The organism is Nonomuraea sp. B5E05, from assembly GCF_039880665.1.
Taxonomy (GTDB): domain Bacteria; phylum Actinomycetota; class Actinomycetes; order Streptosporangiales; family Streptosporangiaceae; genus Nonomuraea.
In genome coordinates, this window is the sequence record NZ_JBDPMJ010000016.1 from 80,495 (window position 1) to 105,406 (window position 24,912).

The 24,912-nt window shown below is 70.7% G+C and carries 28 protein-coding genes; 18 read left to right on the forward strand and 10 right to left on the reverse strand.

Annotated elements, in window-relative coordinates:
• Positions 1 to 11 precede the first annotated feature (11 nt).
• Positions 12 to 1,007: an NAD-dependent epimerase/dehydratase family protein gene (locus tag ABGB01_RS27555; RefSeq protein ID WP_347776425.1), complete on the forward strand. Its 996-nt coding sequence runs from the start codon at positions 12 to 14 to the stop codon at positions 1,005 to 1,007.
• Entirely contained in the window at positions 1,004 to 1,906 is a 903-nt protein-coding gene (locus ABGB01_RS27560) for a lysophospholipid acyltransferase family protein (RefSeq protein WP_347776426.1), read from the forward strand. The genes ABGB01_RS27555 and ABGB01_RS27560 overlap by 4 nt, the downstream gene beginning before the upstream one ends.
• 101 nt (positions 1,907 to 2,007) lie before the next feature.
• On the opposite strand, the gene ABGB01_RS27565 is transcribed toward ABGB01_RS27560, so the two are convergent.
• The 3 genes from ABGB01_RS27565 to ABGB01_RS27575 are packed head-to-tail and all read right to left on the reverse strand — an operon-like array spanning position 2,008 to position 4,283.
• The gene (locus ABGB01_RS27565) at positions 2,008 to 2,871 is read right to left on the reverse strand and encodes an HAD-IB family hydrolase (RefSeq protein WP_347776427.1); all 864 of its coding nucleotides are present in this window, start codon (positions 2,869 to 2,871) and stop codon (positions 2,008 to 2,010) included.
• Between the two features lie 30 nt (positions 2,872 to 2,901).
• Complete coding sequence (locus ABGB01_RS27570) at positions 2,902 to 3,585, reverse strand: DUF5667 domain-containing protein (protein WP_347776428.1); 684 nt, start codon at positions 3,583 to 3,585, stop codon at positions 2,902 to 2,904.
• A 59-nt stretch (positions 3,586 to 3,644) separates the two neighbouring features.
• The gene (locus ABGB01_RS27575) at positions 3,645 to 4,283 is read right to left on the reverse strand and encodes a sigma-70 family RNA polymerase sigma factor (RefSeq protein ID WP_347648335.1); all 639 of its coding nucleotides are present in this window, start codon (positions 4,281 to 4,283) and stop codon (positions 3,645 to 3,647) included.
• 239 nt (positions 4,284 to 4,522) lie between these two features.
• On the opposite strand from ABGB01_RS27575, the gene ABGB01_RS27580 reads away from it, so the two are divergent.
• On the forward strand, positions 4,523 to 5,974 hold the full coding sequence (locus tag ABGB01_RS27580) for an antibiotic biosynthesis monooxygenase (protein ID WP_347776429.1): 1,452 nt from the start codon (positions 4,523 to 4,525) through the stop codon (positions 5,972 to 5,974).
• On the opposite strand, the gene ABGB01_RS27585 is transcribed toward ABGB01_RS27580, so the two are convergent.
• Complete coding sequence (locus ABGB01_RS27585; protein WP_347776430.1) at positions 5,971 to 6,207, reverse strand: glutaredoxin family protein; 237 nt, start codon at positions 6,205 to 6,207, stop codon at positions 5,971 to 5,973. The two genes, ABGB01_RS27580 and ABGB01_RS27585, sit on opposite strands and share 4 nt — an antisense overlap.
• Before the next feature lie 138 nt (positions 6,208 to 6,345).
• Between ABGB01_RS27585 and ABGB01_RS27590 the strand changes: the two genes are divergently transcribed.
• The 6 genes from ABGB01_RS27590 (at position 6,346) to ABGB01_RS27615 (ending at position 12,556) form a co-directional block, all read left to right on the forward strand.
• Positions 6,346 to 7,023: a redox-sensing transcriptional repressor Rex gene (locus ABGB01_RS27590; protein ID WP_347776431.1), complete on the forward strand. Its 678-nt coding sequence runs from the start codon at positions 6,346 to 6,348 to the stop codon at positions 7,021 to 7,023.
• A complete protein-coding gene (locus ABGB01_RS27595; RefSeq protein ID WP_347776432.1) occupies positions 7,020 to 8,276 on the forward strand; it encodes a glutamyl-tRNA reductase in 1,257 nt (418 codons plus the stop codon). The genes ABGB01_RS27590 and ABGB01_RS27595 overlap by 4 nt, the downstream gene beginning before the upstream one ends.
• Positions 8,273 to 9,193, forward strand: a complete 921-nt coding sequence (hemC, locus tag ABGB01_RS27600) for a hydroxymethylbilane synthase (RefSeq protein WP_347776433.1) — start codon at positions 8,273 to 8,275, stop codon at positions 9,191 to 9,193. Before ABGB01_RS27595 ends, hemC begins: the two co-directional genes overlap by 4 nt.
• A gap of 35 nt (positions 9,194 to 9,228) precedes the next feature.
• The gene (locus ABGB01_RS27605; protein ID WP_347776434.1) at positions 9,229 to 10,743 is read left to right on the forward strand and encodes a uroporphyrinogen-III synthase; all 1,515 of its coding nucleotides are present in this window, start codon (positions 9,229 to 9,231) and stop codon (positions 10,741 to 10,743) included.
• Positions 10,740 to 11,723: a porphobilinogen synthase gene (gene hemB, locus ABGB01_RS27610; RefSeq protein ID WP_347776435.1), complete on the forward strand. Its 984-nt coding sequence runs from the start codon at positions 10,740 to 10,742 to the stop codon at positions 11,721 to 11,723. The genes ABGB01_RS27605 and hemB overlap by 4 nt, the downstream gene beginning before the upstream one ends.
• Positions 11,724 to 11,926: 203 nt before the next feature.
• Positions 11,927 to 12,556, forward strand: a complete 630-nt coding sequence (locus ABGB01_RS27615) for a bifunctional DNA primase/polymerase (protein WP_347776436.1) — start codon at positions 11,927 to 11,929, stop codon at positions 12,554 to 12,556.
• 1 nt (position 12,557) lies between these two features.
• On the opposite strand, the gene ABGB01_RS27620 is transcribed toward ABGB01_RS27615, so the two are convergent.
• The gene (locus ABGB01_RS27620; RefSeq protein ID WP_347776437.1) at positions 12,558 to 12,965 is read right to left on the reverse strand and encodes a PIN domain nuclease; all 408 of its coding nucleotides are present in this window, start codon (positions 12,963 to 12,965) and stop codon (positions 12,558 to 12,560) included.
• A complete protein-coding gene (locus ABGB01_RS27625; protein ID WP_347776438.1) occupies positions 12,965 to 13,198 on the reverse strand; it encodes a type II toxin-antitoxin system VapB family antitoxin in 234 nt (77 codons plus the stop codon). Before ABGB01_RS27625 ends, ABGB01_RS27620 begins: the two co-directional genes overlap by 1 nt.
• A gap of 104 nt (positions 13,199 to 13,302) precedes the next feature.
• Here ABGB01_RS27625 and hemL point away from each other — a divergent pair, with 104 nt between their 5' ends.
• A complete protein-coding gene (gene hemL, locus ABGB01_RS27630; protein ID WP_347776439.1) occupies positions 13,303 to 14,592 on the forward strand; it encodes a glutamate-1-semialdehyde 2,1-aminomutase in 1,290 nt (429 codons plus the stop codon).
• 314 nt (positions 14,593 to 14,906) lie between these two features.
• Here hemL and ABGB01_RS27635 read toward each other — a convergent pair whose 3' ends face one another.
• Positions 14,907 to 15,800, reverse strand: coding sequence for an EamA family transporter (locus tag ABGB01_RS27635; RefSeq protein ID WP_347776440.1), 894 nt, complete (start codon positions 15,798 to 15,800; stop codon positions 14,907 to 14,909).
• 184 nt (positions 15,801 to 15,984) lie between these two features.
• Here ABGB01_RS27635 and ABGB01_RS27640 point away from each other — a divergent pair, with 184 nt between their 5' ends.
• On the forward strand, positions 15,985 to 16,905 hold the full coding sequence (locus ABGB01_RS27640; RefSeq protein WP_347776441.1) for a LysR family transcriptional regulator: 921 nt from the start codon (positions 15,985 to 15,987) through the stop codon (positions 16,903 to 16,905).
• Here ABGB01_RS27640 and ABGB01_RS27645 read toward each other — a convergent pair.
• Entirely contained in the window at positions 16,898 to 17,755 is an 858-nt protein-coding gene (locus tag ABGB01_RS27645) for a DMT family transporter (protein WP_347776442.1), read from the reverse strand. The genes ABGB01_RS27640 and ABGB01_RS27645 overlap by 8 nt on opposite strands.
• Positions 17,756 to 17,868: 113 nt before the next feature.
• On the opposite strand from ABGB01_RS27645, the gene ABGB01_RS27650 reads away from it, so the two are divergent.
• From ABGB01_RS27650 to ccsA, 5 genes are all read left to right on the forward strand, one after another.
• Positions 17,869 to 18,507, forward strand: a complete 639-nt coding sequence (locus ABGB01_RS27650; protein ID WP_347776443.1) for a histidine phosphatase family protein — start codon at positions 17,869 to 17,871, stop codon at positions 18,505 to 18,507.
• 83 nt (positions 18,508 to 18,590) lie between these two features.
• A complete protein-coding gene (locus tag ABGB01_RS27655; protein ID WP_347776444.1) occupies positions 18,591 to 19,157 on the forward strand; it encodes a TlpA disulfide reductase family protein in 567 nt (188 codons plus the stop codon).
• Positions 19,150 to 19,872, forward strand: coding sequence for a cytochrome c biogenesis protein CcdA (locus ABGB01_RS27660; RefSeq protein ID WP_347776445.1), 723 nt, complete (start codon positions 19,150 to 19,152; stop codon positions 19,870 to 19,872). The genes ABGB01_RS27655 and ABGB01_RS27660 overlap by 8 nt, the downstream gene beginning before the upstream one ends.
• Positions 19,872 to 21,431, forward strand: coding sequence for a cytochrome c biogenesis protein ResB (locus tag ABGB01_RS27665; RefSeq protein WP_347776446.1), 1,560 nt, complete (start codon positions 19,872 to 19,874; stop codon positions 21,429 to 21,431). Before ABGB01_RS27660 ends, ABGB01_RS27665 begins: the two co-directional genes overlap by 1 nt.
• Entirely contained in the window at positions 21,421 to 22,521 is a 1,101-nt protein-coding gene (ccsA, locus tag ABGB01_RS27670) for a cytochrome c biogenesis protein CcsA (RefSeq protein WP_347776447.1), read from the forward strand. Before ABGB01_RS27665 ends, ccsA begins: the two co-directional genes overlap by 11 nt.
• On the opposite strand, the gene ABGB01_RS27675 is transcribed toward ccsA, so the two are convergent.
• Positions 22,518 to 22,811, reverse strand: coding sequence for a PLD nuclease N-terminal domain-containing protein (locus ABGB01_RS27675; RefSeq protein ID WP_132592429.1), 294 nt, complete (start codon positions 22,809 to 22,811; stop codon positions 22,518 to 22,520). The genes ccsA and ABGB01_RS27675 overlap by 4 nt on opposite strands.
• Before the next feature lie 134 nt (positions 22,812 to 22,945).
• Between ABGB01_RS27675 and ABGB01_RS27680 the strand changes: the two genes are divergently transcribed.
• Both ABGB01_RS27680 and ABGB01_RS27685 read left to right on the forward strand, forming a co-directional pair.
• Positions 22,946 to 24,133 carry a hypothetical protein gene (locus tag ABGB01_RS27680; protein ID WP_347776448.1) on the forward strand — a complete coding sequence of 396 codons (1,188 nt, stop codon included), beginning with the start codon at positions 22,946 to 22,948 and terminating at the stop codon, positions 24,131 to 24,133.
• Between the two features lie 10 nt (positions 24,134 to 24,143).
• Positions 24,144 to 24,386 (forward strand): hypothetical protein, encoded by a 243-nt coding sequence (locus ABGB01_RS27685; protein ID WP_347648356.1) that lies wholly within the window; start codon positions 24,144 to 24,146, stop codon positions 24,384 to 24,386.
• Between the two features lie 145 nt (positions 24,387 to 24,531).
• On the opposite strand, the gene ABGB01_RS27690 is transcribed toward ABGB01_RS27685, so the two are convergent.
• Complete coding sequence (locus tag ABGB01_RS27690) at positions 24,532 to 24,753, reverse strand: BldC family transcriptional regulator (protein WP_026214226.1); 222 nt, start codon at positions 24,751 to 24,753, stop codon at positions 24,532 to 24,534.
• Positions 24,754 to 24,912: the final 159 nt, after the last annotated feature.

Below are 24,912 nucleotides of genomic sequence, written 5' to 3' on the forward strand. Positions count from 1 at the left end.
CGAGGGCGCTGATGACCCACACTGTGCTCGTCACCGGGGTCTCACGCCACATAGGCGCCCGGGTGGCGAGCGTTCTAGCCGCCGACCCGGACATCGGCCGTGTCATCGGAGTGGACACCGTCCCGCCCCCCTCGCTGACGCGAGACGGTGGCATCTCGCTCGGACGGACGGAGTTCGTCCGGGTGGATCTGCGCAGCCCCGACATCGCCCAGGTGATCGCGGCCGCGGACATCGGCACCGTTGTGCACATGAGCCTGGTCAGCGCTCCGTCAAGGAGCGGCGGCAGGGCCGCCATGAAAGAGCACAACGTCATCGGCACCATGCAACTGCTCGGTGCCTGCCAGCGGTCGGCGACCGTGCGGCGCGTGGTGGTCCGCTCCACCACCGCCGTCTACGGCTCGTCGCCGCGCGATCCGGCGGTGTTCACCGAGGACCTGGAGCCGCACGACGGCCCCAGCCACGGCTATGCCAAAGACGCGGTCGAGGTCGAGGGCTACGTGCGGGGTTTCGCGCGGCGCCGTCCTGACGTGACGGTGTCGCTGCTGCGCTTCGCCAACTTCATGGGTCCCGGCGTCGACTCGCCGTTGACGCGCTACTTCACCCAACCGGTGTTGCCGACCGTGCTCGGCTTCGACCCCCGGCTGCAGTTCGTCCACGAGGACGACGCGGTCGAGGTGCTGCGGCGGATGGCGACAGAGGATCACCCCGGCACGTTCAACGTGGCCGGGGTGGGCGTGTTGCTCCTGTCGCAGTGCACGAGAAGGGCGGGGCGGCCGTCGCTGCCGCTGCCCGCGCCCGCCTTCACGACGCTCGGCAACGCCGCGCGCGGGCTCGGCCTGGTCGAATACTCGCCCGAGCAGCTCAGGCTGATGAGCCACGGCCGGGCGGTCGACACCTCCAGGCTGGAGAACGAGCTCGGGTGGAGGCCCAAGTTCACGACCGCGGCGGCCTTCGACGACTTCCTGCGCTCGCGCCGGCTGCAGCCGTTCGGAGGTGTGCGGAGATGAGCGTTCCCGACGAGGACGACGCTCGCGTCATCCCCATCAGCGCGGCGCCGTCCTACACCGGAGAGCCCGAGCCTCTGGCGAAGCTCCTTGCCTTCCTGCGCAGGCGCATCAGCGGCGACTACGACGTCGACGAGTTCGGCTACGACGCCGAGCTGACCGACAAGGTCGTCCTGGAGCTGATCAGGCCCCTCTACCGCCACTGGTTCAGGGTGGAGACGGCCGAGCTGAAGAACATCCCGGACGAGGGCGGCGCGCTCGTCGTCGCCAACCACTCCGGCACGCTGCCCGTCGACGCGCTGATGTTGCAGGTCGCCCTGCACGACGAGGCGGGCAGGGCGCTGCGGCTGCTCGGCGCCGACCTGGTCTACCAGCTGCCGCTGCTCAGCCACCTGTCCCGCAAGACGGGCCACACGCTGGCCTGCCGCGAGGACGCCGACCGGCTGCTGCGCAAGGGTGAGCTGGTCGGCGTGTTCCCCGAGGGGTTCAAGGGCGTCGGCAAGCCGTTCTCCGAGCGCTACAAACTGCAGCGGTTCGGCCGTGGCGGCTTCGTGGCCTCGGCCATCCGTGCCGGGGTGCCGATCGTGCCCACCGCGATCGTCGGGGCCGAGGAGATCTATCCCAAACTCGGCGATCTGAAGTTCCTGGCCCGGCTGCTCGGCCTGCCCTACCTGCCGATCACGCCGCTCTTCCCGCTGCTCGGGCCGCTCGGCCTGGTGCCGCTGCCGTCGAAGTGGGTGATCGAGTTCGGCGAGCCGATCCGCACCGACGACTACGAGCCGTCGGCCGCCGACGATCCCATGCTGGTCTTCAACCTCACCGACCACGTGCGCGAGGTCATCCAGCAACTGCTCAACGAGCTGCGGCTGCGGCGCGGGCCGGCTTTTCCACTCCTTCTCTGACGGCCCAGGCCTCGCATGGCGAGTGCGCCCACGCGGTGGCCGACTCGAGCGGGTTTGTGGCGAGCCCTCCGTGACCGGCCTTCCGTCGAGAGAACAGGTCGTCAGACCTGTGTGCGGTAGTGCCTGCGCAGAGCGATGCCCGCGGCGACGCCGCCCGCCACGGCGCCCACGCCCGCGGCGATGGGCAGCGCCGTCAGCGTGGCCTTGCGGCCGGTCCTGAAGTCTCTGATCGGCCAGTCGTGCTTCTTGGCGTATTCGCGCAACTCGCTGTCGGGGTTGATGGCCACGGCCCGCCCGACCAGCGACAACATCGGCAGGTCGTTGGCGGAGTCGCTGTAGGCCGTGCACTGGGTCAGGTCGAGCCCCTCCCTGCGCGCCAGTGCCCTGACCGCCTCCGCCTTGGCCGGGCCGTGGAGCAGGTCGCCGACCAGCCGCCCGGTGTAGACGCCGTTGCTCGACTCGGCGACCGTGCCGAGGGCGCCCGTCAGCCCGAGCCGCTGCGCGATGACCCTGGCCAGCTCGACGGGGGTGGCGGTGACCAGCCAGACCCGCTGGCCCGCGTCGAGGTGGCTCTGCGCGAGCGCCCGCGTGCCGCCCCAGATGCGGTCGGCCATGACCTCGTCGTAGATCTCCTCGCCGAGGCGTACGACGTCGTCGACCTTGGCGCCGGCGACGAACGCGAGCGCGGTCTCCCTGGCCACCGCGATGTGCTCGGGGTTCTCGTTGCCGCGCAGCCGGAACACCGCCTGCCCCACCGCGAACTTGAACAGGTCGGACGTGGTGAACATCCCCCGGGTGGCCAGCCCGCGGGCGAAGTGGTAGATCGAGGCGCCGCGCATCATCGTGTTGTCGACGTCGAAGAAGGCCGCCGACTGGAGGTCGGGCTCGACCGGCGCGACGGTGACCGCTGCCTGTGCCGCGGCCTCGCCGGCGGCCTGGGGCTCCGTTTCGTGTCGTCGTCGCATTAGCCGCCACATGCGCTTCAGCTTATCGACCTACCCGGGGGCGACCAGACCCTTGATGTAGTCGAGGTAGCCCTCGGCCTGGGCCAGCTGGTCCCGCTTGAGCTGCCGTAACATCGGCCCGACGACCTCCTGCTGGTGGCGGGCGAATTTTTTGATCTTCGGAGAGCGCGGTTCGGCCCGTCTCAGCCTGCTGATCCCCGCGCGCGTCGATTCCTCCATGTCCTTCAGCGTCCTGCCGACCAGCGGGCCGCCGTTGGACGAGCCGAGCAGGCTGGCGACCTCTTCCGCGCGGGCCTTGGCCGAGCGGAGCTCGCGCTCGGCGCGCGCTGCCTCGTTGGTGCTGAGCCCGACGAGAGCGCTCTCCGCGGCGCGCTTGAGAGGGTAGAGGGAGTCGCCGGGGACCGCCTGGTAGGTGGCGAAGGACGCGACCATCATGGCCGCCGACAGCCCGAAGGCGGCCAGCTGCGACAGCAGCGGCCTCGGGCGCGCGGGCCGGCGGTGGGCGTGTCTGGGGCGGGCCGGCCTCTCGGGCAGGAGTTCGCCGGTGGTCGGCCCGGTGGTCGGCCCGGTGGTCGGCCCGGTGATCGGCTCGGAGAGCAGTTCGGCGCGGAGCCGGTCACGGAAGGCGGGGTCAGGGGCGCCGCCGAGAGGCAGTCTGGGCAGGTCCGTCAGTTGCTCGAGCACGCGCTCCCGCCGATCGCGTGCCCTACCCATGACGGCTCCCTTACGGATCCTGCTGTGACATTTGCCTAACGAGGTGCGGATGGTGGAGGTTACGCCAGGTCGTGCTTGAGAGCCCTGGCCAGCGCCCGGATGGCCCGGAACTGCAGCGCTTTGATCGCTCCGCTCTTCTTTCCCATGATGAGCGCGGTCTCCGCGAGCGACAGGCCGTGCAGGAAGCGCAGGACCACGCATTCCTGCTGTTCGGGATTGAGATCCCGGACGGCACGCAGCACCCGGTCGTTGATGATGGCCGTGACCACGGCGTTCTCCGGGATGTGCGAGCCGTCGAGCGGGACATCGATCACCTCTCCTGTCGGCACCTCGAGCCGGTAGCGGCCGGACTTGAAATGGTCGGTCACCAGGTTTCGCGCGATGGTCACGAGCCAGGCGCCGAAGTCGCGGCCCTGCCAGGTGAAGTCGGCGATCCTGCGCAGCGCGCGCAGGAAGGTCTCGCTGGTCAGATCCTCGGCGAGGGGGTGGGAGCCCACCCGGAAATAGATGTAGCGGTAGACGAGGTCCACGTAGCGGTCGTAGAGCGTGCCAAACGACTCCGTGCAACCGCTCTTGGCATGAAGCACCAGCGTACGTACGTCATCGGGCACTTCTTCGTGCACGGCGAGCTCGCCCGTCAGGGCAGGCGCGGCGCCCGCTGGCGCAAGCAGCCCGGCGAACGGCGACGAGTCAGGCATCCGGTATCCCTGGGGGTAAGGGGTGCGGCTGCTCGAACACTCTAGAAATCAACCGGAAATTCCACAATCCACAGCATGCTGGCATGACTAGGCGTAATCGGAAGATACCGTGTTACCGCGAACCCCCGCCGCCTGCGGCGCGCATCTCGCTGCCCGTGGCCCTCAACGGAGGCCCGAGCAGGCACGTTTCGTCTACGGCTACCGGCTGGGAGGCATAGTCCGGCAGCATTGGAGTCACCATGGAGATCCTCGTTGCTGTCATAGCCCTTGCCGGTGCGCTCCTGGCCGCGTTCGCGGCGGGCGCCCTGATCCAACGCCTGAGGGACGAGCCGGACGGGTGGTTGATCGCCTGGACCGTCGCGGTGGCGGCGCTCGCGCTGTCACTGGGCATGATCGCCATCGGCTCCTTCTTCGGGTTCGGCAGCGTCACATTCCGGATCTACCAGGTGACGGGGTCGCTGCTGGCCCCGCTCTGGCTGGCCGTCGGCATGGTGCAACTGCTGGCGGAGAAGGCGCCGCCGAGATTCCTGGCCTGGCTGGTCGGCATCGCGCTCACCGTCGTCTCCGTCGCGATCATGATCTTCGATCCGCTCCGCGTCGAGCAGATGGGCCAGGCGCTGCCGTCGGGCTCGGCCGTCTGGGCGATCATCCCCAGCTACCTGCTGACCGGCGTGCACGCCATCGACGCGCTGGTGATGCTGGCGACGCTCGTGGTCGCCGGGCTCAGGTGGCGCGACGGCGACGAGTACGACACCGACAACCTGCACGCCTCGGCCGTCATCGTCCCGTCAGGGCTGGCGCTCGTGGGCGCGATGCGGTTCTCGGTGCCCGCGGTGTTCACCACGGCGCTGCTCGCCGTCGCCGCGGCGGCCGTCTGGTACACCGTGCTGCGGCCCCTGGCGCCGTACGAGGACGACGAGGACGACTTCGCCGCCGAGCGCGACGAGCGCCCGCCGCGCGGTGACGATCGCTCTCAGCGCCGCGACGTACGGGCGCAGCACCGCGAGGAGCGGCCGGCGCCCGCGGTCCCGCCAGGGGAGCGCCCGATGTTCCGCGACGAGCAGCCGGGCCACGGGGGCAGGCCGGAGAGCGTGCCCGCCGCCGAACCGCCGCGCAGATCGTCGGGGCTGGGCGATCTGGTGGCCGAATATCGCGCGGGCGACCAGGAGGTCGACTACGCCGCCCGCATGGCGCCGCCGCCCGACGCCGGGCCCTCGACCGGCTACATCATGAACGGCGCGCCGCCCGCCGGCGGGTCGTCCCAGCGGCCCGACTTCGCCATGCCGGGCACGGGGTCGGTCTTTCCCGGCGCCGACGTGTTCACCCCGGCGCAGCAGCAGCAGCAGGCCGGCGGCAAGCCCTCGCCCAACATCTACGGCCTGCTCACCGTCTTCACGATCATGGACGGCGCGGGCGACGCGTTCGACATGCTGGCCGAGGCCACGGTCGAGGCGGTGCGCCGCGGCGAGCCCGACACGCTGGTCTACGCTTGCCACGCGGTCAAGTCGGCGCCCCTGCAGCGCATCGTCTACGAGCTCTATCGCGACGAGATCGCCTACCGCGACCACCAGCGCCAGCCGCACGTCGAGAGGTTCATCAACGAGCGGCAGGCGATGGTGCTGGCCACCAACGTCATCGAGCTCACCGTCAACGCCGCCAAGGTGGTGCCGCTGCCGACGGTGATGTTCTAGGCGCTGAGCGCGGCGCGCAGGCGGGTCTCGTCGACCCGCCAGAAGTCGTGCTGCACGCCGTCGATCAGCGTGACCGGGATCATCTCCCAGTATTTCTCCTTGAGCTCCTCGGAGGAGTCGATGCTGACCTCCTCCCACGGCACGCCGAGCTCGCCGGCCACTCTGGCGATGACCTCGCGCGCGTCGTCACACAGGTGGCAGCCGGGCTTGCCGAGCAGGGTGATGCGATGCATGAGGCCAACGGTATGCGAGACGTCCGCCACTCCGCGCCCGCGACTTTGTGCATCGGTTCACAAAGGGATTAACCTGAAAGACGGTTCGATTCCGTTCACCGCGGTCCCCAAGCCGCCTGTTCCCTGGAGCTCCGGCACGTGAAGAGCCCGTCCCAACCCCGTGACCGCGGCATTCCCGAGGCGACGGTCGCCAGGCTTCCGTTGTACCTGCGGGCGCTGCACGGGATGGCCGAGCGGGGCGTCGCGACCGTCAGCTCCGAGGATCTGGCCGGGGCCACCGGGGTCAACTCCGCGAAGCTCCGCAAGGATTTGTCACATCTCGGTTCGTACGGCACGCGTGGCGTAGGCTATGAAGTCGAATACCTCGTCTACCAGATCTCGCGCGAGCTCGGCCTGACGCAAGACTGGGCGGTCGCCATCGTGGGAGTCGGCAACCTCGGGCGTGCGCTGGCCAACTACGGCGGCTTCGTCTCCAGGGGCTTCCGGGTCGCGGCGCTTGTCGATGCCGACCCCGAAGTCGTGGGCGACACCATCGCGGGATTGAATGTGGAGCACATCGACGACCTGGAAGCCGTGATCGTTCAGCGTGGAGTCTCGATCGTGGTTCTGGCGACACCTGCGGCGGCGGCGCAGAAGGTGTGTGATCGCGTGACAGCCGTGGGAGTGACCAGCATCTTGAATTTTGCCCCAGTTGTGCTTTCGGTCCCGGACGGCGTCGATGTCCGTAAAGTCGACCTATCAATCGAACTGCAGATTCTCGCGTTCCACGAGCAACGCAAGGCTGGGGGGCCACTCATGGCGGTGGACAGTCAATGAGTGTTCTGGCTATCGGACTCAGCCACCGGACGGCGCCGGTGGCCCTGCTCGAGCGCGTCTCGGTGACGGGTGACGCGCTCGCCAAGCTCCTGCACGACGTGCAGGGCGACCCCTGCGTGGCGGAGGCCATGGTCGTCTCGACCTGCAACCGGGTCGAGGTCTACGTCACGGTCGACCGCTTCCACGCCGCCGTCACCGCCGTCAGCCGCCTGCTGGGCGTGCACTCGGGTGTCCCCGTCGACGAGCTCACGCCACACCTCTACGTGCACTACGAAGAGCGGGCCGTCGAGCACCTGTTCTCCGTGGTGTGCGGCCTCGACTCCATGGTCGTCGGCGAGGGTCAGATCCTCGGCCAGGTCCGCCGCTCCCTCAAGCTGGCGCAGCGCCGTGGCACCGTCGGCGCCACCCTCAACGAGCTGGTCCAGCAGGCGCTGCGGGTCGGCAAGCGGGCCCACCACGAGACCGGCATCGACCAGGCCGGCGCCTCCCTCGTCACCGCGGGCCTCACGCTGGCCGGCGACCTGGCCGGGCAGCGGGCGCTGGTGGTCGGCGCGGGCTCCATGAGCTCGCTGGCCGCCGCCACGCTGGCGCGGGCCGGGGTCACCGACATCGTCGTGGCCAACCGCACGTACGACCGCGGCGCCCGGCTGGCCGAGTCGGTCGGCGGCCGGGCGGTCGAGTTCTCCGCCGTGGCCGACGAACTGGCCGGCGCCGACCTCGTCATCACCTGCACAGGCGCGGGCCGCCACGTCATCACGCCCGGCATGCTGACCCGGCCCGTGTTCCTGCTCGACCTGGCACTGCCGCACGACATCGATCCCGCCGTACGCGCCGTGCCCGGCGTCACGCTGGTCGACCTGGAGACGATCCAGGACTCCGGCGTCGGCGCGCGCGAGGGCGACGCGGTCGAGTCCGTACGCGCCCTCGTCGCCGAAGAACTGCGGGCCTACCTCGACGCCGAGCGGGCCTCCAGGGTCACGCCGACCGTGGTGGCGCTGCGCAGCAAGGCGGCCGACGTCGTCGAGTCGGAGCTCGGCCGCCTCCTGATGCGGATGCCCGACTTGGACGAGCGGGCGCGCGACGAGGTCGCCATGACCGTGCAGCGGGTCGTCGACAAGCTGCTCCACGAGCCGACCGTGCGTGTCAAACGGCTCGCCACCTGCCCAGGCGGCGATCATTACGCCGAGGCGCTGCGCGAGCTGTTCGGCCTGGATCCGAAGATGCCCGAGGCTGTGACGGAGGTGGAGCTGTGACCTCGCTCCCGCACGCGCTGCGGCTGGGCACCCGCCGCAGCCTCATGGCGACCACGCAGTCCCAGATGGTGGCCGACGCCTACATGGAGCGCACCGGCCGCGCGATCGAGCTGGTCGGCATCACGACCTTCGGCGACGTGACCAAGGCCCACCTCGCGCAGCTCGGCGGCACGGGCGTGTTCGTCAGCGCGCTGCGCGACAAGCTGATCGACGACGAGATCGACTTCGCCGTCCACTCGCTGAAGGACCTGCCCACCACCCAGGACCCCCGCTTCACGCTGGCCGCGCTCCCCGCCCGCCACGACCACCGCGACGCGCTGGTCGGGCCGCGCAAGTTCGCTGATCTCGCCCCCGGAGCCAGGGTCGGCACCGGCTCCCCCCGCCGGGTCGCCATGCTGAGCGCCCTGCGGCCCGACCTCGAATACGTCCCGATCCGCGGCAATGCTGACACGCGCATCGGCAAGGTCACCTCCGGCGAGCTCGACGCCGTCGTGCTCGCCTCCGCCGGCCTGAACAGGATCGGCCGCGACGCGGAGGTCGCGCAGATCTTCGAGGTCGAGGAGCTGCTGCCCGCGCCCGGGCAGGGCGCGCTGGCGGTGGAGTGCCGCGCCGACCGCGCCGACCTGGTCGAATTCCTCGCCGTTCTCGACGACCCGCGCACCCGCTCCGCTGTGACGGCCGAGCGCGCCGTGCTGAACGCGCTCGAGGCCGGATGCTCCGCACCGGTGGGTGCGTTCGCGGCCGATGACGGGCACACTCTGAACCTGACCGCAGTGGTCGTCTCGCTCGACGGCCGCGAGGCGGTCCGCAAGTCCGCCGCCGGCTCTCCTTCGGAGGCTGCTAACCTGGGCCGCCTCCTGGCGGCCGAGATGATCTCCGAAGGGGCCGACAGATTGATGGGGGAGCAGTCCCATTGAGCTCCGATAGTCCAACCTCCGGTCTCGTCGCGTTCGTGGGCGCGGGACCCGGCGATCCCAAGCTGCTCACGCTCCGCGCCGCCGAGTTGCTCGGTAAGGCCGGCGTGGTGGTGCTCGACACGGAAACGCACGGCCCCCTGCTGGGGCACTGCCGCGAAGGCGTCGAGGTCGTCGAGGACGACCTCCAGTCCGCCGTCAAGCGCGCCGCGCGTGGGGAAGTCGTGGTCCGCCTGTGCGAGGGCGACCCGACGCTGTTCTCGTCGATCACCGAGGAGGTCGCGGCCTGTGCCGCGGCGGGGGTGGACTTCGAGATCGTGCCCGGCGTGCCGCCCGCGACCGCCGTGCTCGACTACGCCGGCATCCCGGCGGCCACCGAGGTGCCGGAGTTCAGGGTCGTCGACGCGGCCCGGGACCAGGACTGGGCCGTCCACGCCGGCTGCCGCGGCACACTGGTGATCTACCACGGCATCGGCGACGCCGTGGCCATCGGCAAGGCGCTCATCGCCGGCGGCAAGCCCGACACCACCCCCGTCGCGGTGACCAGCGGCGGCACCACCACCGAGCAGTACACCGTGGTGTCCTCGCTCGGCCGGCTCCAGGCCGACCTCAAGCACGCCGGGTTCACCGAGCCGGCTCTCATCGTGGTCGGCGACGCCGTGGAGGCGCGCGACAGGCTGTCGTGGTTCGAGACCAAGCCGCTGTTCGGGTGGCGGGTGCTGGTGCCGCGTACGAAGGAGCAGTCCCGCAGCCTGTCGGAGCAGCTCATCTCGTACGGCGCGGTGCCCGAGGAGGTGCCGACCATCTCGGTCGAGCCGCCCCGCACCCCGCAGCAGATGGACCGCGCCATCAAGGGCCTGGTCACCGGCCGCTACGAATGGGTGGCCTTCACCAGCGCCAACGCGGTCAAGGCCGTGCGCGAGAAGTTCGAGGAATACGGCCTCGACGCGCGCGCGTTCGCCGGGCTCAAGGTGGCCGCGGTGGGCGACGCGACCGCTCGGGCCCTGGTCGAGTTCGGGGTCAAGCCCGACCTGCTGCCGTCGGGAGAGCAGTCGTCCGAAGGGCTGGTGGCCGAGTGGCCGCCCTACGACTCGATGCTCGACCCGATCAACCGCGTGCTGCTGCCGAGGGCCGACATCTCCACCGACACGCTCGTGGCCGGGCTCACCGAGCTGGGCTGGGAGTGCGACGATGTCACCGCCTACCGCACCGTGCGGGCCGCGCCGCCGCCCGCGCCCATCCGCGAGGCCATCAAGGGCGGCGGCTTCGACGCCGTGCTCTTCACGTCGTCGTCCACCGTGCGCAACCTCGTGGGCATCGCGGGCAAGCCGCACAACGTCACCGTGATCGCGGTCATCGGGCCGCAGACGGCCAAGACCGCCGAGGAGTTCGGGCTCCGGGTCGACGTCATGGCCGGCAAACCGTCCGCGTCCGCCTTGGCCACCGCGTTGGCCGAGTTCGGAGCCAAGCAGCGCCAGGCGGCCGTGGCCGCGGGTGACACCCCGCGCCGGCCTTCGCAGAACCGCCGCGGCGCCAGGAGGAGGGCCAGATGAGCGCGCGATTCCCCGTCGCCCGTCCCCGCAGGCTGCGCAGGAGCCCCGCCCTGCGCCGCATGGTGGCCGGCACCAGGTTGCACCCCGCCGACCTGATCCTGCCCGCGTTCGTCAAGGAGGGCATCGCCGAGCCGCAGCCCGTGGCCTCGATGCCGGGCGTGGTCCAGCACACCCGCGACTCGCTGCGCAAGGCCGCCCACGAGGCCGCGCAGGCCGGTGTGGGCGGGCTGATCCTGTTCGGCATCCCCGCCGTGAAAGACGCGCGCGGCTCGGCCGCCGACGACCCCGACGGCATCCTGCAGGTCGCGCTGCGCGAGGTGAACGCCGAGGTCGGCGACGCCGTCGTGGTGATGGCCGACACGTGTCTCGACGAGTTCACCGACCACGGGCACTGCGGCATCCTCACCTCCTCGGGCGACGTCGACAACGACGCCACCCTGGAGCGGTACGCCTCGATCGCGGTCGCCCAGGCTGCGGCCGGGTCGCAGATGGTGGCGCCGAGCGGGATGATGGACGGCCAGGTGGGGGCGATCCGGGCGGCGCTCGACGGCGCCGGCCACGGCGACGTCCCGATCCTGGCCTACACCGCGAAATACGCCTCGGCCTTCTTCGGGCCGTTCCGCGAGGCCGCCGAGTGCGCGCCGCAGTTCGGCGACCGCAGCACCCACCAGCAGGATCCCGCGGGCCTGCAGGAGGAGGCGCTACGCGAGCTCCGCCTCGACCTCGCCGAGGGCGCCGACGCGGTCATGGTCAAACCGGCCATGGCCTACCTCGACATCATCACCCGCTTCCGCGACGAGGCCGACGTGCCCGTGGCGGCCTACCAGGTGAGCGGCGAATACGCCATGATCGAGGCCGCCGCGGCCAACGGCTGGGTCGACCGCGACCGGACGATCATGGAGTCGCTGGTCGCGATCAAGCGTGCGGGGGCCGACCTGATCCTCACCTACTGGGCCACCGAAGTGGCGCGGCGGCTCTAACCGAGGGGTTCCCGTCAACGCGTGAGGCGCGTGCGTTAGAGTGCGAGCAGACGAGAAAGCTGTTACACGGCTGCCGCTACGGCCTCGACCTGGCGCGCACATGAGCAGGTTCTCGTCAGGCAACCAAGTGCCGGTGTGTCCCGCGTGTGCGTACGGCCCGGAGCCGGGACCTCCTCAGGCGCTGGACTCGACGGGAGACACCAATGGTGGGGGTACCACTGGCTCGGCGTACCAGAAAACGGTCGCGGCCTACACGCATCGATCTCGTGCTCGAATACGCCGCGATGGGCTGGCCCGTGGTGCCAGGGGCGTTCCCGCTGCGACAGGGGCCGCGCGCGTGTTCGTGTGACCGCCTCGGCTGTCCCGACCCCGGCGCCCATCCGCTGTCGCCCGCCTGGCACCTGCAGGCCACGACCGACCCGGCGCTGCTCACGCGCTGGTGGCAGGCCGAGCCGGAAGCCAATGTGATTCTTCCCACCGGCCGCGTGTTCGACGTCTTCGACGTGCCGCTCGCGATCGGGCTCTCCGCCCTCACCCGCATCGACAACACCGGAGCGCACTCAGGCCCGGTCGCCGCAAAAGGCGACCGGGTCTTGTTTTACGTGGCCACACGGGGCAACCCGGAGGACGAGGACGAGTGGTGGTCGTGCCACCTCGACTGCGACCCCGCCATGATCGACGACACGCCTGGGCTGCGCTGGCACTGCCGTGACAGCTACGTCGTCGCGCCGCCCTCCACCCTGCCGGCCGGCCAGCCGGTCTCCTGGCTGCGGCCGCCCGACGGCCTGCCCCTGCCCGACCCGCTGCGCATCCTGGAGTGGCTGGCCGACTGAGTCACGACCGGCGGACGTCGCGCTGGCCTACCTCGGTCATGACCTGCGCCACCGTGGCGAAGTCGTCGTCGACGTGCAGCACCGTGAGCCCATGGTGCACGGCGGTGGCGCACACCAGCAGATCGATGGGTCCGGCCGAGCGGTGCTGGCCTTTTTGGGTGAGTTTGTACTGTGCGTTCTCCACCCAACGCCAGGCGGTCTTCGGGACTGGCACGAACTCGCAGAGCGTGTTGAGCTCCTCTTCCAGGTGGTCTCTATGGGCGGGGCCGGTGGCCGAATAGAGGAACTCCGCCCTGGTGGGCTCGCAGATCCGGAGCGGTTGCGTGGTGATCCGGTCGGCCCACTCCTCCAGCACATCGGTGTTCCGCAGGAGATGCCACAGCGCCGACGTGTCGACGAGGTAGGACATCAGGTGATGGCCCTTTTCCAAGCCGCCTTCGCCGCGCGGCGGGCCTGCGCCGCCTCGTCGAACTCGCCACGCTCTGCCCGGGCGGCCAGCTTCTCCAGGGCCTCGATCCGCTTCACCCGGGCGACGTACTCACGAAGGGCGACGTTCACGGTCTCCTTTTTGGTCGTCGTCCCCATCATGCGCATGGCCTCTTTGAGGGCGTCGTCATCGACGTCGATCTGTGTTACAGCCATGAATCCTCCCGATGTTGATGACCCTTATAGGTAGCATACATTGCCACCATGGCGAGGTCGTCCCGTTACGAGGGGCGAGGGGGCCCGCGGCTAACCTGGGTCGGGTGAGCCGTACACAGAACTCCGAGGACCTGTTCGCCCGCGCCCGCCGGCTCGTGCCCGGGGGCGTCAACTCTCCGGTGCGCGCGTTCGGCGCGGTGGGCGGCACACCCCGCTTCATGGCCTCGGCACAGGGCCCCTACCTCACCGACGTCGACGGCAACCGCTACGTCGACCTGGTCTGTTCCTGGGGCCCGATGATCCTCGGCCACCGCCATCCCTCAGTCGTCGAGGCCGTGTCCGAGGCGGCCGCCCACGGTTTCTCCTACGGCACCGCCACGCCCGGCGAGGTCGAGCTGGCCGAGGAGATCGTCGGCAGGGTGGCGCCCGTCGAGAAGGTGCGGCTGGTCAGCTCCGGCACCGAGGCGACGATGAGCGCCGTGCGGCTGGCGCGCGGCTTCACCGGGCGATCCAAGGTGATCAAGTTCGCCGGGTGTTATCACGGGCACGTCGACGCGCTGCTGGCCGCTGCCGGGTCGGGGGTGGCGACGTTCGGGCTGCCGGACACGCCGGGCGTGACCGGGGCGGCGGCGGCCGACACGATCGTGTTGCCGTACAACTCGGTCGAGGCCGTCGAGCAGGCGTTCGCCGCCGGCGACGTCGCGTGCGTGATCACCGAGGCGTGCCCGGCGAACATGGGGGTGGTCCCGCCGCGCGACGGCTTCAACGCGCGGCTGCGCGAGTTGTGCACGGCCCACGGCGCACTGCTCGTGGTCGACGAGGTGCTGACGGGCTTCAGGGTCTCGCGTTCCGGCTGGTACGGCCTCGACCCGGTCGACGCCGACCTGATGACGTTCGGCAAGGTCATGGGCGGCGGGCTGCCGGCGGCGGCGTTCGGCGGCCGGGCCGACGTCATGGCCCACCTGGCTCCTGAGGGCCCCGTCTATCAGGCGGGCACGTTGTCCGGCAATCCGCTGGCCTGCGCGGCGGGGCTGGCCACGCTCCGGGCGCTCGACGACGACGCCTACGCGCGCGTGGACGCCGCGGCGTCCCAGGTGGGCGGGGCGGCCTCCGAGGCGCTCGCCGCGGCGGGAGTGCCGCACCGGCTGCAGCGGGCGGGCAGCCTGTTCTCGATCTTCTTCACGGAGTCGGAGGTCACGAGCTTCGACGAGGCCAGGACACAGGACACCGCCGCGTTCACCGCGTTCTTCCACGCGATGCTGGAGCAGGGCGTCTACCTGCCGCCGTCGGCGTACGAAGCGTGGTTCCTGTCGGCCTCGCACGACGACGAGGCGCTCAACCGCGTCGCCGACGCGCTCCCGGCGGCGGCGAAGGCGGCCGCGGCCGCCGCCTAGTGCTGCGATGCGCCTGCAAGTGATCGTCAAGTGCGTGCGTCTACCTTGATCGAACGTGGTTTGCCCGAGGGGGCAGCGGGCCATCGGCGGCGGGTACGCCTATCAGGGCGACCACAGCCTGGAAAGGCCTGTGATCGTTGAGGAGAACGCACCGGGCCGCACGAGCGATAGGCCCGACGCCGTGGCCGACGCCTGAAACCTCTTCTTCCTCAACAGCAAGGACAAGACGATCACCGTCGAGGTCCATGTGATCTGCACACCGATCGACTAGGCCCAGGGCGGGTGCACCCGGTGAACGTTTCCTGTCGCGGCACCTAGGCCCGCCGCGCGAGGGTGCTCTCCAGGCGCTCGGGGCTCTGCTGGACGCGGTGGCGAGGCCTGCTGCCGGCGTAGAGCACGCCCGCGATGATGAGCGCCGCCGCCAGCACTGTGGGCCACGACAGCGGCTCGCCGGTCACCAGCGCCGCCGACGACATGCCGAACACCGGCACGAGCAGCGCGTACGGCCCCACGGTCGAGGCGTCGTAGCGGCGCAGCAGGAATCCCCAGGCGCCGAAGCCGCCCAGCGTGGAGATGAACGCCACGTACGCGAGGGACAACCAGCCCTCGAGCGGCGCGTCCAGCGTCGGCGCGCCCTCCAGCAGGAAGGACATGAGCAGGAGCGGCGGCGTCGACAGGGCGCTGACCCAGACCATGAAGCGCAGCGAGTCGGGGGGCGCGGCCCTGCGCTGGATGATGATGCCGACGCTCCAGGCGGCCGCGGCGGCCACACAGAGCGCGAAGGCTCCGATCGGGCCCGACACGCCGAAGTCGAAGGCGACCAGGGCGAGCCCGCAGAACGCGACGGCCAGCCCCGTGACGCGGCGGGCGGTGAGCCGCTCCCCGAGCAGCGTCGCCGCGAACAGCACGGTGAACAGTGCCTGCGTCTGCAGGACGAGCGAGCTCAGCCCGGCCGGCATGCCGGCCCGCATGCCGACGAGCAGCAGGCCGAACTGGCCCACGCCGATGGCCGCGGCCACCCCGGCCACCCAGCGCCATGCGACCCCCGGCCGCCCCACGAACAGCAGGGCGGGGAACGCCGCCAGGGCGAACCTGAGGCCGGCGTACTGCAGGGGTGCGAAGTGTCGCAGGCCGGTCTGCATGACGACGAAGTTGAAGCCCCAGACGGCGGCTATGCCGACGGCGAGGGCGAGGTGCCGGGGGCTCATTCAGCGAGCGGGCTTCTGGTAGCGGATGCGCTGCTCGCGGGCCTGCTCCGCGAGGACCTTGAGGTACGAGACGGTGTCGGGACGCTGCCTCTTCAGCTTGATGATTCTCATGCATCTATTTTCATCTGCTACACAGTCAACTACAAGCGAGACTTTCTACGCTAAACCATTTAGACTGGCTTACATGTTGGACTTGAACCGGCTCAAGGCTCTTCACGCTGTGCACGTCTACGGGTCGGTCGGCGCCGCCGCCGACGCGCTGATGGTGACGCCGTCGGCGGTGTCCCAGCAGATCGCCAAGCTGGAGCGGGAGACCGGCGCCAAGCTCATGGAGCGCAACGGCCGCGGCGTGCGGCTGACGGACGCGGCCGGCCTGCTCGCCGAGCACGCCGAGCGCATCCTCGCCCTGGTCGAGACCGCGGAGGCCGACTTCGAGGCGCTGCGCGGCGAGGTCGTCGGCCGGCTCAACGCCGCCGCCTTCCCCACCGCCGCGCGCGGCCTCATGCCCGCCGCCCTCGTCGCGCTCAGGAAGCGCCACCCCGACCTGTGGGTGCAGCTGCACGAGCGTGAGCCGGAGCGCGTCGTGCGCGACGTGGCCAGGGGCGAGCTCGACCTGGGCGTGATCCAGGACTGGCTCAACAGGCCCATGGCCATCCCCGACGGCCTGTCCAGGGCCACGCTGCTCGACGACATCGCCGACGTCGCGATCCCCGCCGGCCACCCGCTGGCGGGCAGGAAGGAGGTGGAGCTGGCCCAGCTGCACGGCGAGCGGTGGGTCAGCGGTTCGCCCGGCACCGTCTGCCACGACTGGCTGGTCTTCACGTTGCGCAGCGCCTCGATCGAGCCGGTGATCGCCTGCATGGCCGATGAATATCCGACCCAGCTCGCGCTCGTGGCCGCCGGGCTGGGCTGCGCGATCGTGCCCCGGCTCGGCCGGGACTGCGTGCCCGACGGCGTGAGCCTCGTCCCCCTCAGGCCGCGCCAGTCACGCCGCATCTACGCGATCTGGCGCTCCGACGCCGCCCGCCGCCCCGCGATCAGGGCCATGGTGGAGGCGCTCGCCGATGCCAGCAGGACTCAGGAGAACGCCTGGGCGGTCAGCTGAGCGTGACGGCCACGATGCCGCCGACGATCACGCCCGCCGCCGGCAACCTGCGCCGCAGGTCGCCCTCGGCCAGCAGCCGCCCGCCGAGCAGGACCCCGATCAGCACGCTGACCTCCCGGGCCGGCGCCACCACGCTCACCGGCGCCATCGTGAAGGCGAACAACACCAGCACGTACGAAACGAAGATCAGCACAGCCGTCCCCACGATCCGGAACCGGTGCTCGCGCCACACGGGCAGCACCAGCTTCCGCCGCGTGCCCAGCACGACGGGCGCGAGCACGAGGGCACGGGCGGCCTCGCCGAGATAGTTGAGCATGAGCGGCGCCACCGCGAACGCGGTCACCACCTGCGAGTCCCACACCGTGTAACCCGCGATGAACACCCCCGTGGCCAGCCCGGGCGCCACCGCCTTGAGCCCGGCCCTCGCGTTGCCGCCGCTGAGCATGAACACGCCGATGCCGACCAGCACGATCCCCGCCACACCGGCCGGCGACGGCCGCTCGCCGAGGAACAGCACGGCGAAGAGGCTGGCCAGCATCGGCCCGGTGCCGCGCGCGACCGGATAGACGACCGACAGGTCCGCGGTGCCGTACCCCCGCTGGAGCAGCACGAAGTAGCCGAGGTGCAGGGCCATGCTGCCGCTGATCACGGCGAGGTCCTGCCAGGTGGGGAGGTCGGCCGTGGCGATCAGGTAGCCGGCGAACAGCGGCGCCCACACGACCGCGGCCGCGACGGCGACGAGCCAGACGAAGACGAGGCCGTCGGCCTGGGAGGCCTTCTTGCTCAGGATGTTCCACGAGGCGTGGGCGACGGCGGCGACCAGAACGAGGACGAGTGCCCATGGACTCAACGCGGCGCCTCCCCTCGGGGGCGACTTTACCGTCGCGTGAACGCCGGGCTGACGCGAGCCCAGTGGCCGGGCGCGTGGCTCGGCGCGGCCGAGCGGATAGGCTGTGCCACACCATGGCTGAAATGACCGTCGTCCACCTACTGCGCCACGGTGAGGTGCACAACCCCAAAGGCATTCTCTACGGCAGGCTGCCCGGCTACCACCTGTCGGAGACCGGCCGGCTCATGGCCGAGACGGTCGCCAAGGCGGTCGGCGGCCGTGACATCGTCGCCGTCTACAGCTCGCCGCTCGAGCGGGCGATGGAGACGGCGACGCCGCTCGCCGACAAGCTGGGCCTCGACATCACGCAGGACATCCGGCTGATCGAGGCCGGCAACCTGCTGGAGGGCCGTACGGCGGGGCCCGGCCTGGCGCTGCTGCGCAACCCGCGCAACTACCGCTATTTCTGGAATCCGCTCCGCCCGTCATGGGGCGAGTCCTATCCGGCCATCGTCCAGCGCATGCGCTCGATGATCGACGACGCCAGAGCGGCGGCGCGCGGGCACGAGACGGTGCTCGTCAGCCACCAGCTCCCCATCTGGGCGATCAGGATGGCCGCCGAGCGTCGCAGGCTCTGGCACGATCCCCGGCGCAGGCAGTGCGCGCTGGCCAGCCTCACCACGTTCACGTTCGACGGAGATCGTCTGGTCAGCGTGGGCTACAGCGAGCCGGCCGGTTCGCTCGATCCCGGCCCTTCCGTCCCCGGAGCCTGAGGCGCTCCCCGATGTCCGGGGCGGGCGGCGTCGCCGGTAGAGTTGCAAGCTCTACCGGTTGTAGTACAAGGAGATCTTCCTCCGTGCGCACCAAGTCCATCCTTCTCGTTCTCCTGGCTGCGACCGTCGCCGGCTGCGCGGGCAACCAGAGCGGCCAGCCGCAGGCGGGTGACACCCGTTTCGTCGCGGGCGACGGGAAGATGCAGGTGTTCGAGGCGGGCGAGCGCAAGCCGGCGCCCGCGATCGAGGGCCCCACGCTCGACGGCGGCACCGCATCGCTCGCCGCGCACAAGGGCAAGGTGGTGGTGCTCAACTTCTGGGCCTCGTGGTGCGGCCCGTGCCGGGCCGAGGCGCCCGTGCTCAAGGAGGTCGCCGCCAAGACCAAGGACAGCGGGGTCGAGTTCCTCGGCGTCGACTTCAAGGACCGCCAGGCCGACGCGCTGGCGTTCGAGCGCACCGAGAAGACCGGCTACCCCCACATCTTCGACCAGCCCGGCAAGGTCGCGCTGGCCTTCCAGGGCACGGTGCCGCCGGCCGCCATCCCGTCCACGCTGATCATCGACGAGCAGGGCCGGATCGCGGCCAGGGCGCTGGGCGCGGTGAAATACACCGACCTGCTCAACGCGGTGACCAAGGTGCGCGATGAATGACGTCGTCGCCTCGGGCTCGCTGCTGCTCGCGGTGCCGATCGCGGTGCTCGCCGGGGTGGTGTCGTTCCTGTCGCCGTGCGTGCTGCCGCTGGTGCCCGGCTACCTGTCCTACGTGACCGGCATGAGCGCCGACCCCAGGCGCGGGCGGCTGGTGCTCGGCACGGTGCTGTTCGTGGCCGGGTTCGGGCTGGTCTTCGTGCTCAGCGGGGCGCTGTTCGGCGGGCTCGGGTCGATCATGCTCGGCAACGCCGAGATCATCACGCGGGTGCTCGGCGTGCTCACCATCCTGCTGGGGCTCGCGTTCCTGGGCGTCGTGCCCGGCCTGATGCGCGACGTGCGCATCCACCGGATGCCGTCCGCGGGGCTGGCGGGCGCGCCGCTGCTCGGGGTGGTGTTCGGGCTCGGGTGGACCCCGTGCATCGGGCCCACGCTGGCCGTCGTGCTGGCGCTCGGGCTCAACGAGGGCAGCGCCGGGCGCGGGGCGCTGCTCGCGGTCGCGTACGCACTCGGGCTCGGGCTGCCGTTCGTGGGGGCGGCGCTCGCCTACAGCAAGGCCCTGCGTACGTTCCGTGCCATCCGCAAACACTCGCGCCTGATCACCAGGATCGGCGGCGGCATGATGGTGGCCGTCGGCGTGCTGCTCGTGACCGGGCTCTGGGGAGAGATGATCGCGGCCATGCAGGGTCTGATCGGCGCCTTCGAGCCGGTGATCTGATGAGCATCCAGGAGCTGGAGAAGCCGCGCACGCCCGGACCTGCCGGGTTCGGGCCGGTGGGCTGGCTGCGCTGGGGATGGCGCACCCTCACCTCGATGCGGACGGCGCTGATCCTGCTGTTCCTGCTGGCCCTCGGCAGCGTGCCCGGCTCGGTGGTGCCGCAGCGCGGCGTCGAGCCCGGCAAGGTGGCCACGCTCTACGAGCAGAACCCGGCCCTGGCCGAGTGGTACGACAGGTTCCAGCTCTTCGACGTGTTCGGCTCGACCTGGTTCGCCGCCGTCTACCTGCTGCTGTTCACCTCGCTCATCGGCTGCATCGTCCCGCGCACCACGACCTACCTGCGCGAGTTGCGACGCAAGCCGCCCGCCGCGCCGAAACGGCCGTCCAGGCTGCCCCACTCCGCCACGTTCGACGGCGACCTCACGGTCGAGCAGGCCGCCCGGCGGCTGCGCAGGATGCGTTTCCGCGTCGCCACCGGCGACGGCTGGGTGTCGGCGGAGAAGGGCTACCTGCGCGAGACGGGCAACCTGTTCTTCCACGTCGCCCTGCTCGGCATCCTGGTCGCGATCGGCGCCGGCTCGCTCTTCGGCTACCGGGGCAACGTCCTGGTCGTCGAGGGCGACGGGTTCGCCAACACGGTGGCCGCCTACGACCGGTTCATGCCCGGCAGCCAGGTGTCGGCCGAGTCGCTGGAGCCGTTCTCCTTCCAGCTGGCCGACCTCGAGGTCTCCTACCAGGTCACGGGCGAGAGGAAGGGCCAGGTGCTCGACTACGCGGCCCGCCTGAAGGTCAACGACTCGCCCGAGGCGCCCGCCCGCGACTACGAGCTCAAGGTCAACGAGCCCCTCGACGTCGGCGGCACCCAGACCTATCTGATCGGCAACGGCTACGCCCCCGTCTTCAGAGTGACCGACGGCAAGGGCCAGGTGGCCTTCGAAGGGCCCGTCCCGTGCCTCATCGAGGACAAGGCCACGATGACCTCGGGATGCGTGGTCAAGGCGCCCGACGCGCAGCCGCAGCAGTTGGGCTTCCTGCTGCGGTTCCTGCCCACCAGCGTGCCGCTGACCGACGGCGGCCACGCCTCCGCCTTCCCCGGCGAGCTCAACCCCGAGGTGCAGGTGCTCGGAGCCTTCTCCGGTGACCTGGGCGTGCGCTCGGGACGGCCGCAGTCGGTCTACGAGCTGGCGCCGCCCGAGGTGATGAAGAAGCTCAACCCGCTGCTCATGGCCTCCGACACGCCCAAGCCGCTGGCCGTGGGCCAGTCGGTCGACCTGCCGGGCGGCGTGGGCACGATCGAGTTCACCGGGGTCAAGGAGTGGATCACGCTCCAGACGACCTACGACCCCGGCCGCATTTCCGCGCTGGTGGCGGGCGGCACCGCCGTCGTCGCCATCGCCCTGTCGCTGATGATCAGGCGGCGCAGGGTGTTCGTCAGGATCGAGGGCGGCAAGGTCGAGGTGGGCGGCCTGACCCGCACAGAGGGCTCCGCGGCGGGCTTCGCCGAGGAGTTCGCCGACATCGTCAAGGATCTATCAGCAGGAGAAAAGGATGTCCGCTGAGCAACTCGCCGAGCTGAGCGACCTTTTCGTCGTCGCCGCCGTCCTGCTCTACCTCGTCGCCATGATCGGGTTCGCGATCGAGCTCGCCTTCGGCCGGGCCCGTCCCGGTGTGGCCGCGCGGTCCGCGGCCGGCCCGCTCGCCGCCAAGAAGCCGGTCACGGTCGGTGCCCCTGCCGTTGACGGGGCCGTTGACAGGGCCGTTGACAGGGCCGGCTCCCCGGTCGGCGACGCGGCCGGTGACGGGGCGCCGGGCCGCGACGCGGTCACGGGGCTCCCAGGTGACCACGTGGACGCGGGCGGCGACGCGACGGCGCCCGGAGGAGACGTCGCCGCGGCGGCTCTGGACGACGGCGCGCCACAGTCGAGAACCGCGGTCAGGGCCGGCACTGCCGCCCTGGTCCTCGCCTGGCTGGGCTGGGCCGCCAACCTCGGCGCCATCGCCACCCGCGGCCTGGCCGCCGACCGGTGGCCCTGGGGCAACATGTACGAGTTCGTGGTGGCCATCTGCTTCGCCGCCGTGACCGCGTTCCTGGTCACCCAGCTGCGCACCAACGTGCGCTTCCTCGGCTCCTTCGTCATGGTCACCGTCGCGCTCGGTCTCGGCCTCGCGGTGAAGGCCTTCTACACCACGGCGGGGCCGGTGGTGCCGGCGCTCGACACGTACTGGATCGCCATCCACGTCTCAGCCGCGATCGTCGCCAGCGGCCTGTTCACGCTCGCGGGCGTGTCAGGCGTGCTCTACCTGCTGCGCGGCGACGGGCTTTCGCGGCTGCCGGCCCGCGCCGACCTGGAGCGGGTGGCGCACCGGGCGATCGTGTTCGCCTTCCCGGTGTGGACGTTCGCCGTCATCGCGGGCGCCCTCTGGGCCGACCGCGCGTGGGGCCGCTACTGGGGCTGGGACCCCAAGGAGGTGTGGGCGTTCATCACGTGGGTCGCCTACGCCGCCTACCTGCATGCCAGGGTGACGGCCGGTTGGCGGGGGAGGTCGGCGACGATCGTGCAGTTGGTGGCGTTCGGTTGCCTCCTGTTCAACCTGATCGGGGTCAACATCTTCTTCGAGGGCCTGCACAGCTACGCCGACGTGGACTAGCTGACGTCGTCACCGCGCATGCGGCGGTCGAGATCACGGAGGAAGTCGGGGTCGTCGTCCGGTCCCTTCGGCGTGCCTGGGCCCGGGGGGACGGGCCACGCCGCCCGCGGGGCCCGCGGGCGGCCACGGGCCATCCACACCAGGCCGCCGAGCAGCGGGATCAGCACGACGATCAGGATCCAGAGCGCCTTTGGTACGTTCCTAACTTCGTCTTCCGGCGTGGTCACCACGTCGAAGAGGGAGAAGAGCCAGAAGGCGAGCAGCCCAAGGCCGATAAGAACACCTGCCATGCCCGAACTGTAAGCCATCCCCAGCGTGATCGTGCCGCTTGATGTCCCATTTCGGGTGACTAGGAGAAGATCGACGTCGTACGGTGGAACCCGATGTGCCGGTCTGCATGGGCTTCACGGCGTTGAGAGGTGCGATGGCCTTTTCTCACGACAAGGGCCGGCATCGACGCGGTCGTTGGTGGCGGCGCGGTTCCTACCTCTTCTCCCGGCGCGGCGAGGCGCCGCCCGACTCCGAGCGCTCGTTCTGGTCCAACGCCCGTGAAAGGCGCAGGGAGGCTCGCGCGGCGGCCAGAGAACGCGAGGGAACGGACCGCCGGCGTCCGGCGGGCAGCGGCAAGCTCAGCGGCCGCCAGGAGCGGTCGGCCTGGCCCGGCGCGGGCCAGCCGGAACGCCGGTCCTGGCCCGGCGCGGGCCAGCCGGACCGCAGGTCGTGGCCGGGGGCCGACCACCCGGAGCACGGAGCCTGGCCGATCGCCGGGCAGCCGGAGCGAGGATGGCCGGGTGGTGACCGTCCGGAGCGCGGGGCCGGGCCGGGCGGGGAGGCGGGGACGCCGCCGGGCCGTCGGGAGCGCCAGGCGACGTGGGACGCCTTCACGGTGCGCGAGCGCCGCGCGCGGCTGCCCGCCGCCGTGGCCGAGCGACCCCGCTACACCTGGTACGACTTCGAGCTCAACGACGAGCCGCTCAGAGCGCAGCCGAACCGGCCCGACGTGCCCTCGATGGGCGACGGTCTACGCCACTGCGGCAAGCTGGAGGAGATCCTGCACCGGCAGTGGGACGTCCGGAGAGGGCCGCCGTCCCCCGAGGTCGTCCACGCGGTGGAGAGCCTGGCCCGACTGCCCGACGGGCTCAAGGACAAGCTCGCGGCCGGCCTCGAAGGCATCTACGTCGGCCGTGGAGGCGTGCCCGACCTCGACGACATGGGCTACTTACGCGGCGCCCCCTTACCGTCGGGCCGCGCGACCTGGGACATCTGTGCGGGTGCGTACGGGGACCGCAAGATCGTGGTGGGCGACCGCCCCTCGCCCACTCCTGACGTGATGATGCACGAGGTCGGCCACGCCATCGACGACGTCGACTCGGCGCACGGCGAGTGGGTCTCGGACTCGCCTGAGTTCGTGCAGCTCTACGAGACGGCCATGCCGGTGCTGGCCTCGACGTTCCACCGCCAGGGAGGCGGGCTGGGACGCAAGGAGTTCTTCGCCGACGCCTTCGCCGCCATCGCCTCCCGCCAGCGTCCCGCCCTGGTGGACATGCTCGGGGGCGACACGCGGATGGCGCTCGACGTCATGCTGTTCTTCAACCGGCGCTACGGAATCTAGGTGGTCCACCATGTACGTCATCCGGCTCGCGGACGGGACGCTGCGCGTGCCGCAGAGCCTGACCAGCGAAGACGGTCGGCTGATCGGCAACGCGTACGTGGAGCTTCAGCCCGATGATCCCGATTACGAGACGTTCTTGCCCGAGGCGCTGACGGAGGAGGAGGCGGCCGAGCGCCGCCGGCGCTGGGAAGAGGAGAACGACGATCTGGAACGCGAGTTCCTGGCCTTCAAGGCCGAGCAGGAAGGTGCCTGAGGGGGAACGGACGGACAGGCGCCAGCCACGGTCGGCGGATGGCGCCGCCCCATGCTCACCGTACGGAAGTGTGGCCGGGAAGCACGCAACAAGTCGATCCCGTCCGCGGTGATCCTGGCGACAGGATCACCGACTGGACGGAACGTCAGACGCGCGGGGACTCACCTGCCGGCCTGTCGGCCGTGAGAACGTCCTCGCCTCGGAGAAGGGCGTGGACTTCCGACTCGCGGAAGCGCCGGTGCCCTCCGGGGGTGCGGATACTGCTGATGCGGCCTGCCGCAGCCCAGCGCGTAACCGTCTTTGGGTCTACCCGGAAGAGGGCGGCAACCTCTCCTGGGGTCAGCAGACGCTCGCTGCTACTCTCCACCAATCTCTCCCCCTCGCATCCCGCTTCCTGCCAGCGGGCGGACAGGTAACCAGTGTGTCGAGCGAAGCCTGATTTATCCGTGGTTTTCTACAAAGATCACGGGTTGTTATCAGCTGACTGCCCGATTGTTATATGATAGAGCCTCTTTGGGGCTCTCGT

What these genes read in the sequence shown, in the direction of transcription:
- ABGB01_RS27555 (WP_347776425.1), top strand. Translation starts at nt 12, where the DNA reads ATGACCCACACTGTGCTCGTCACCGGGGTCTCACGCCACATAGGCGCC.
- ABGB01_RS27560 (WP_347776426.1), top strand. Translation starts at nt 1,004, where the DNA reads ATGAGCGTTCCCGACGAGGACGACGCTCGCGTCATCCCCATCAGCGCG.
- ABGB01_RS27565 (WP_347776427.1), bottom strand. Translation starts at nt 2,871, where the DNA reads ATGCGACGACGACACGAAACGGAGCCCCAGGCCGCCGGCGAGGCCGCG.
- ABGB01_RS27570 (WP_347776428.1), bottom strand. Translation starts at nt 3,585, where the DNA reads ATGGGTAGGGCACGCGATCGGCGGGAGCGCGTGCTCGAGCAACTGACG.
- ABGB01_RS27575 (WP_347648335.1), bottom strand. Translation starts at nt 4,283, where the DNA reads ATGCCTGACTCGTCGCCGTTCGCCGGGCTGCTTGCGCCAGCGGGCGCC.
- ABGB01_RS27580 (WP_347776429.1), top strand. Translation starts at nt 4,523, where the DNA reads ATGGAGATCCTCGTTGCTGTCATAGCCCTTGCCGGTGCGCTCCTGGCC.
- ABGB01_RS27585 (WP_347776430.1), bottom strand. Translation starts at nt 6,207, where the DNA reads ATGCATCGCATCACCCTGCTCGGCAAGCCCGGCTGCCACCTGTGTGAC.
- ABGB01_RS27595 (WP_347776432.1), top strand. Translation starts at nt 7,020, where the DNA reads ATGAGTGTTCTGGCTATCGGACTCAGCCACCGGACGGCGCCGGTGGCC.
- hemB (WP_347776435.1), top strand. Translation starts at nt 10,740, where the DNA reads ATGAGCGCGCGATTCCCCGTCGCCCGTCCCCGCAGGCTGCGCAGGAGC.
- ABGB01_RS27615 (WP_347776436.1), top strand. Translation starts at nt 11,927, where the DNA reads ATGGTGGGGGTACCACTGGCTCGGCGTACCAGAAAACGGTCGCGGCCT.
- ABGB01_RS27620 (WP_347776437.1), bottom strand. Translation starts at nt 12,965, where the DNA reads ATGTCCTACCTCGTCGACACGTCGGCGCTGTGGCATCTCCTGCGGAAC.
- ABGB01_RS27625 (WP_347776438.1), bottom strand. Translation starts at nt 13,198, where the DNA reads ATGGCTGTAACACAGATCGACGTCGATGACGACGCCCTCAAAGAGGCC.
- ABGB01_RS27635 (WP_347776440.1), bottom strand. Translation starts at nt 15,800, where the DNA reads ATGAGCCCCCGGCACCTCGCCCTCGCCGTCGGCATAGCCGCCGTCTGG.
- ABGB01_RS27640 (WP_347776441.1), top strand. Translation starts at nt 15,985, where the DNA reads ATGTTGGACTTGAACCGGCTCAAGGCTCTTCACGCTGTGCACGTCTAC.
- ABGB01_RS27650 (WP_347776443.1), top strand. Translation starts at nt 17,869, where the DNA reads ATGGCTGAAATGACCGTCGTCCACCTACTGCGCCACGGTGAGGTGCAC.
- ABGB01_RS27660 (WP_347776445.1), top strand. Translation starts at nt 19,150, where the DNA reads ATGAATGACGTCGTCGCCTCGGGCTCGCTGCTGCTCGCGGTGCCGATC.
- ABGB01_RS27665 (WP_347776446.1), top strand. Translation starts at nt 19,872, where the DNA reads ATGAGCATCCAGGAGCTGGAGAAGCCGCGCACGCCCGGACCTGCCGGG.
- ccsA (WP_347776447.1), top strand. Translation starts at nt 21,421, where the DNA reads ATGTCCGCTGAGCAACTCGCCGAGCTGAGCGACCTTTTCGTCGTCGCC.
- ABGB01_RS27675 (WP_132592429.1), bottom strand. Translation starts at nt 22,811, where the DNA reads ATGGCAGGTGTTCTTATCGGCCTTGGGCTGCTCGCCTTCTGGCTCTTC.
- ABGB01_RS27680 (WP_347776448.1), top strand. Translation starts at nt 22,946, where the DNA reads ATGGCCTTTTCTCACGACAAGGGCCGGCATCGACGCGGTCGTTGGTGG.
- ABGB01_RS27685 (WP_347648356.1), top strand. Translation starts at nt 24,144, where the DNA reads ATGTACGTCATCCGGCTCGCGGACGGGACGCTGCGCGTGCCGCAGAGC.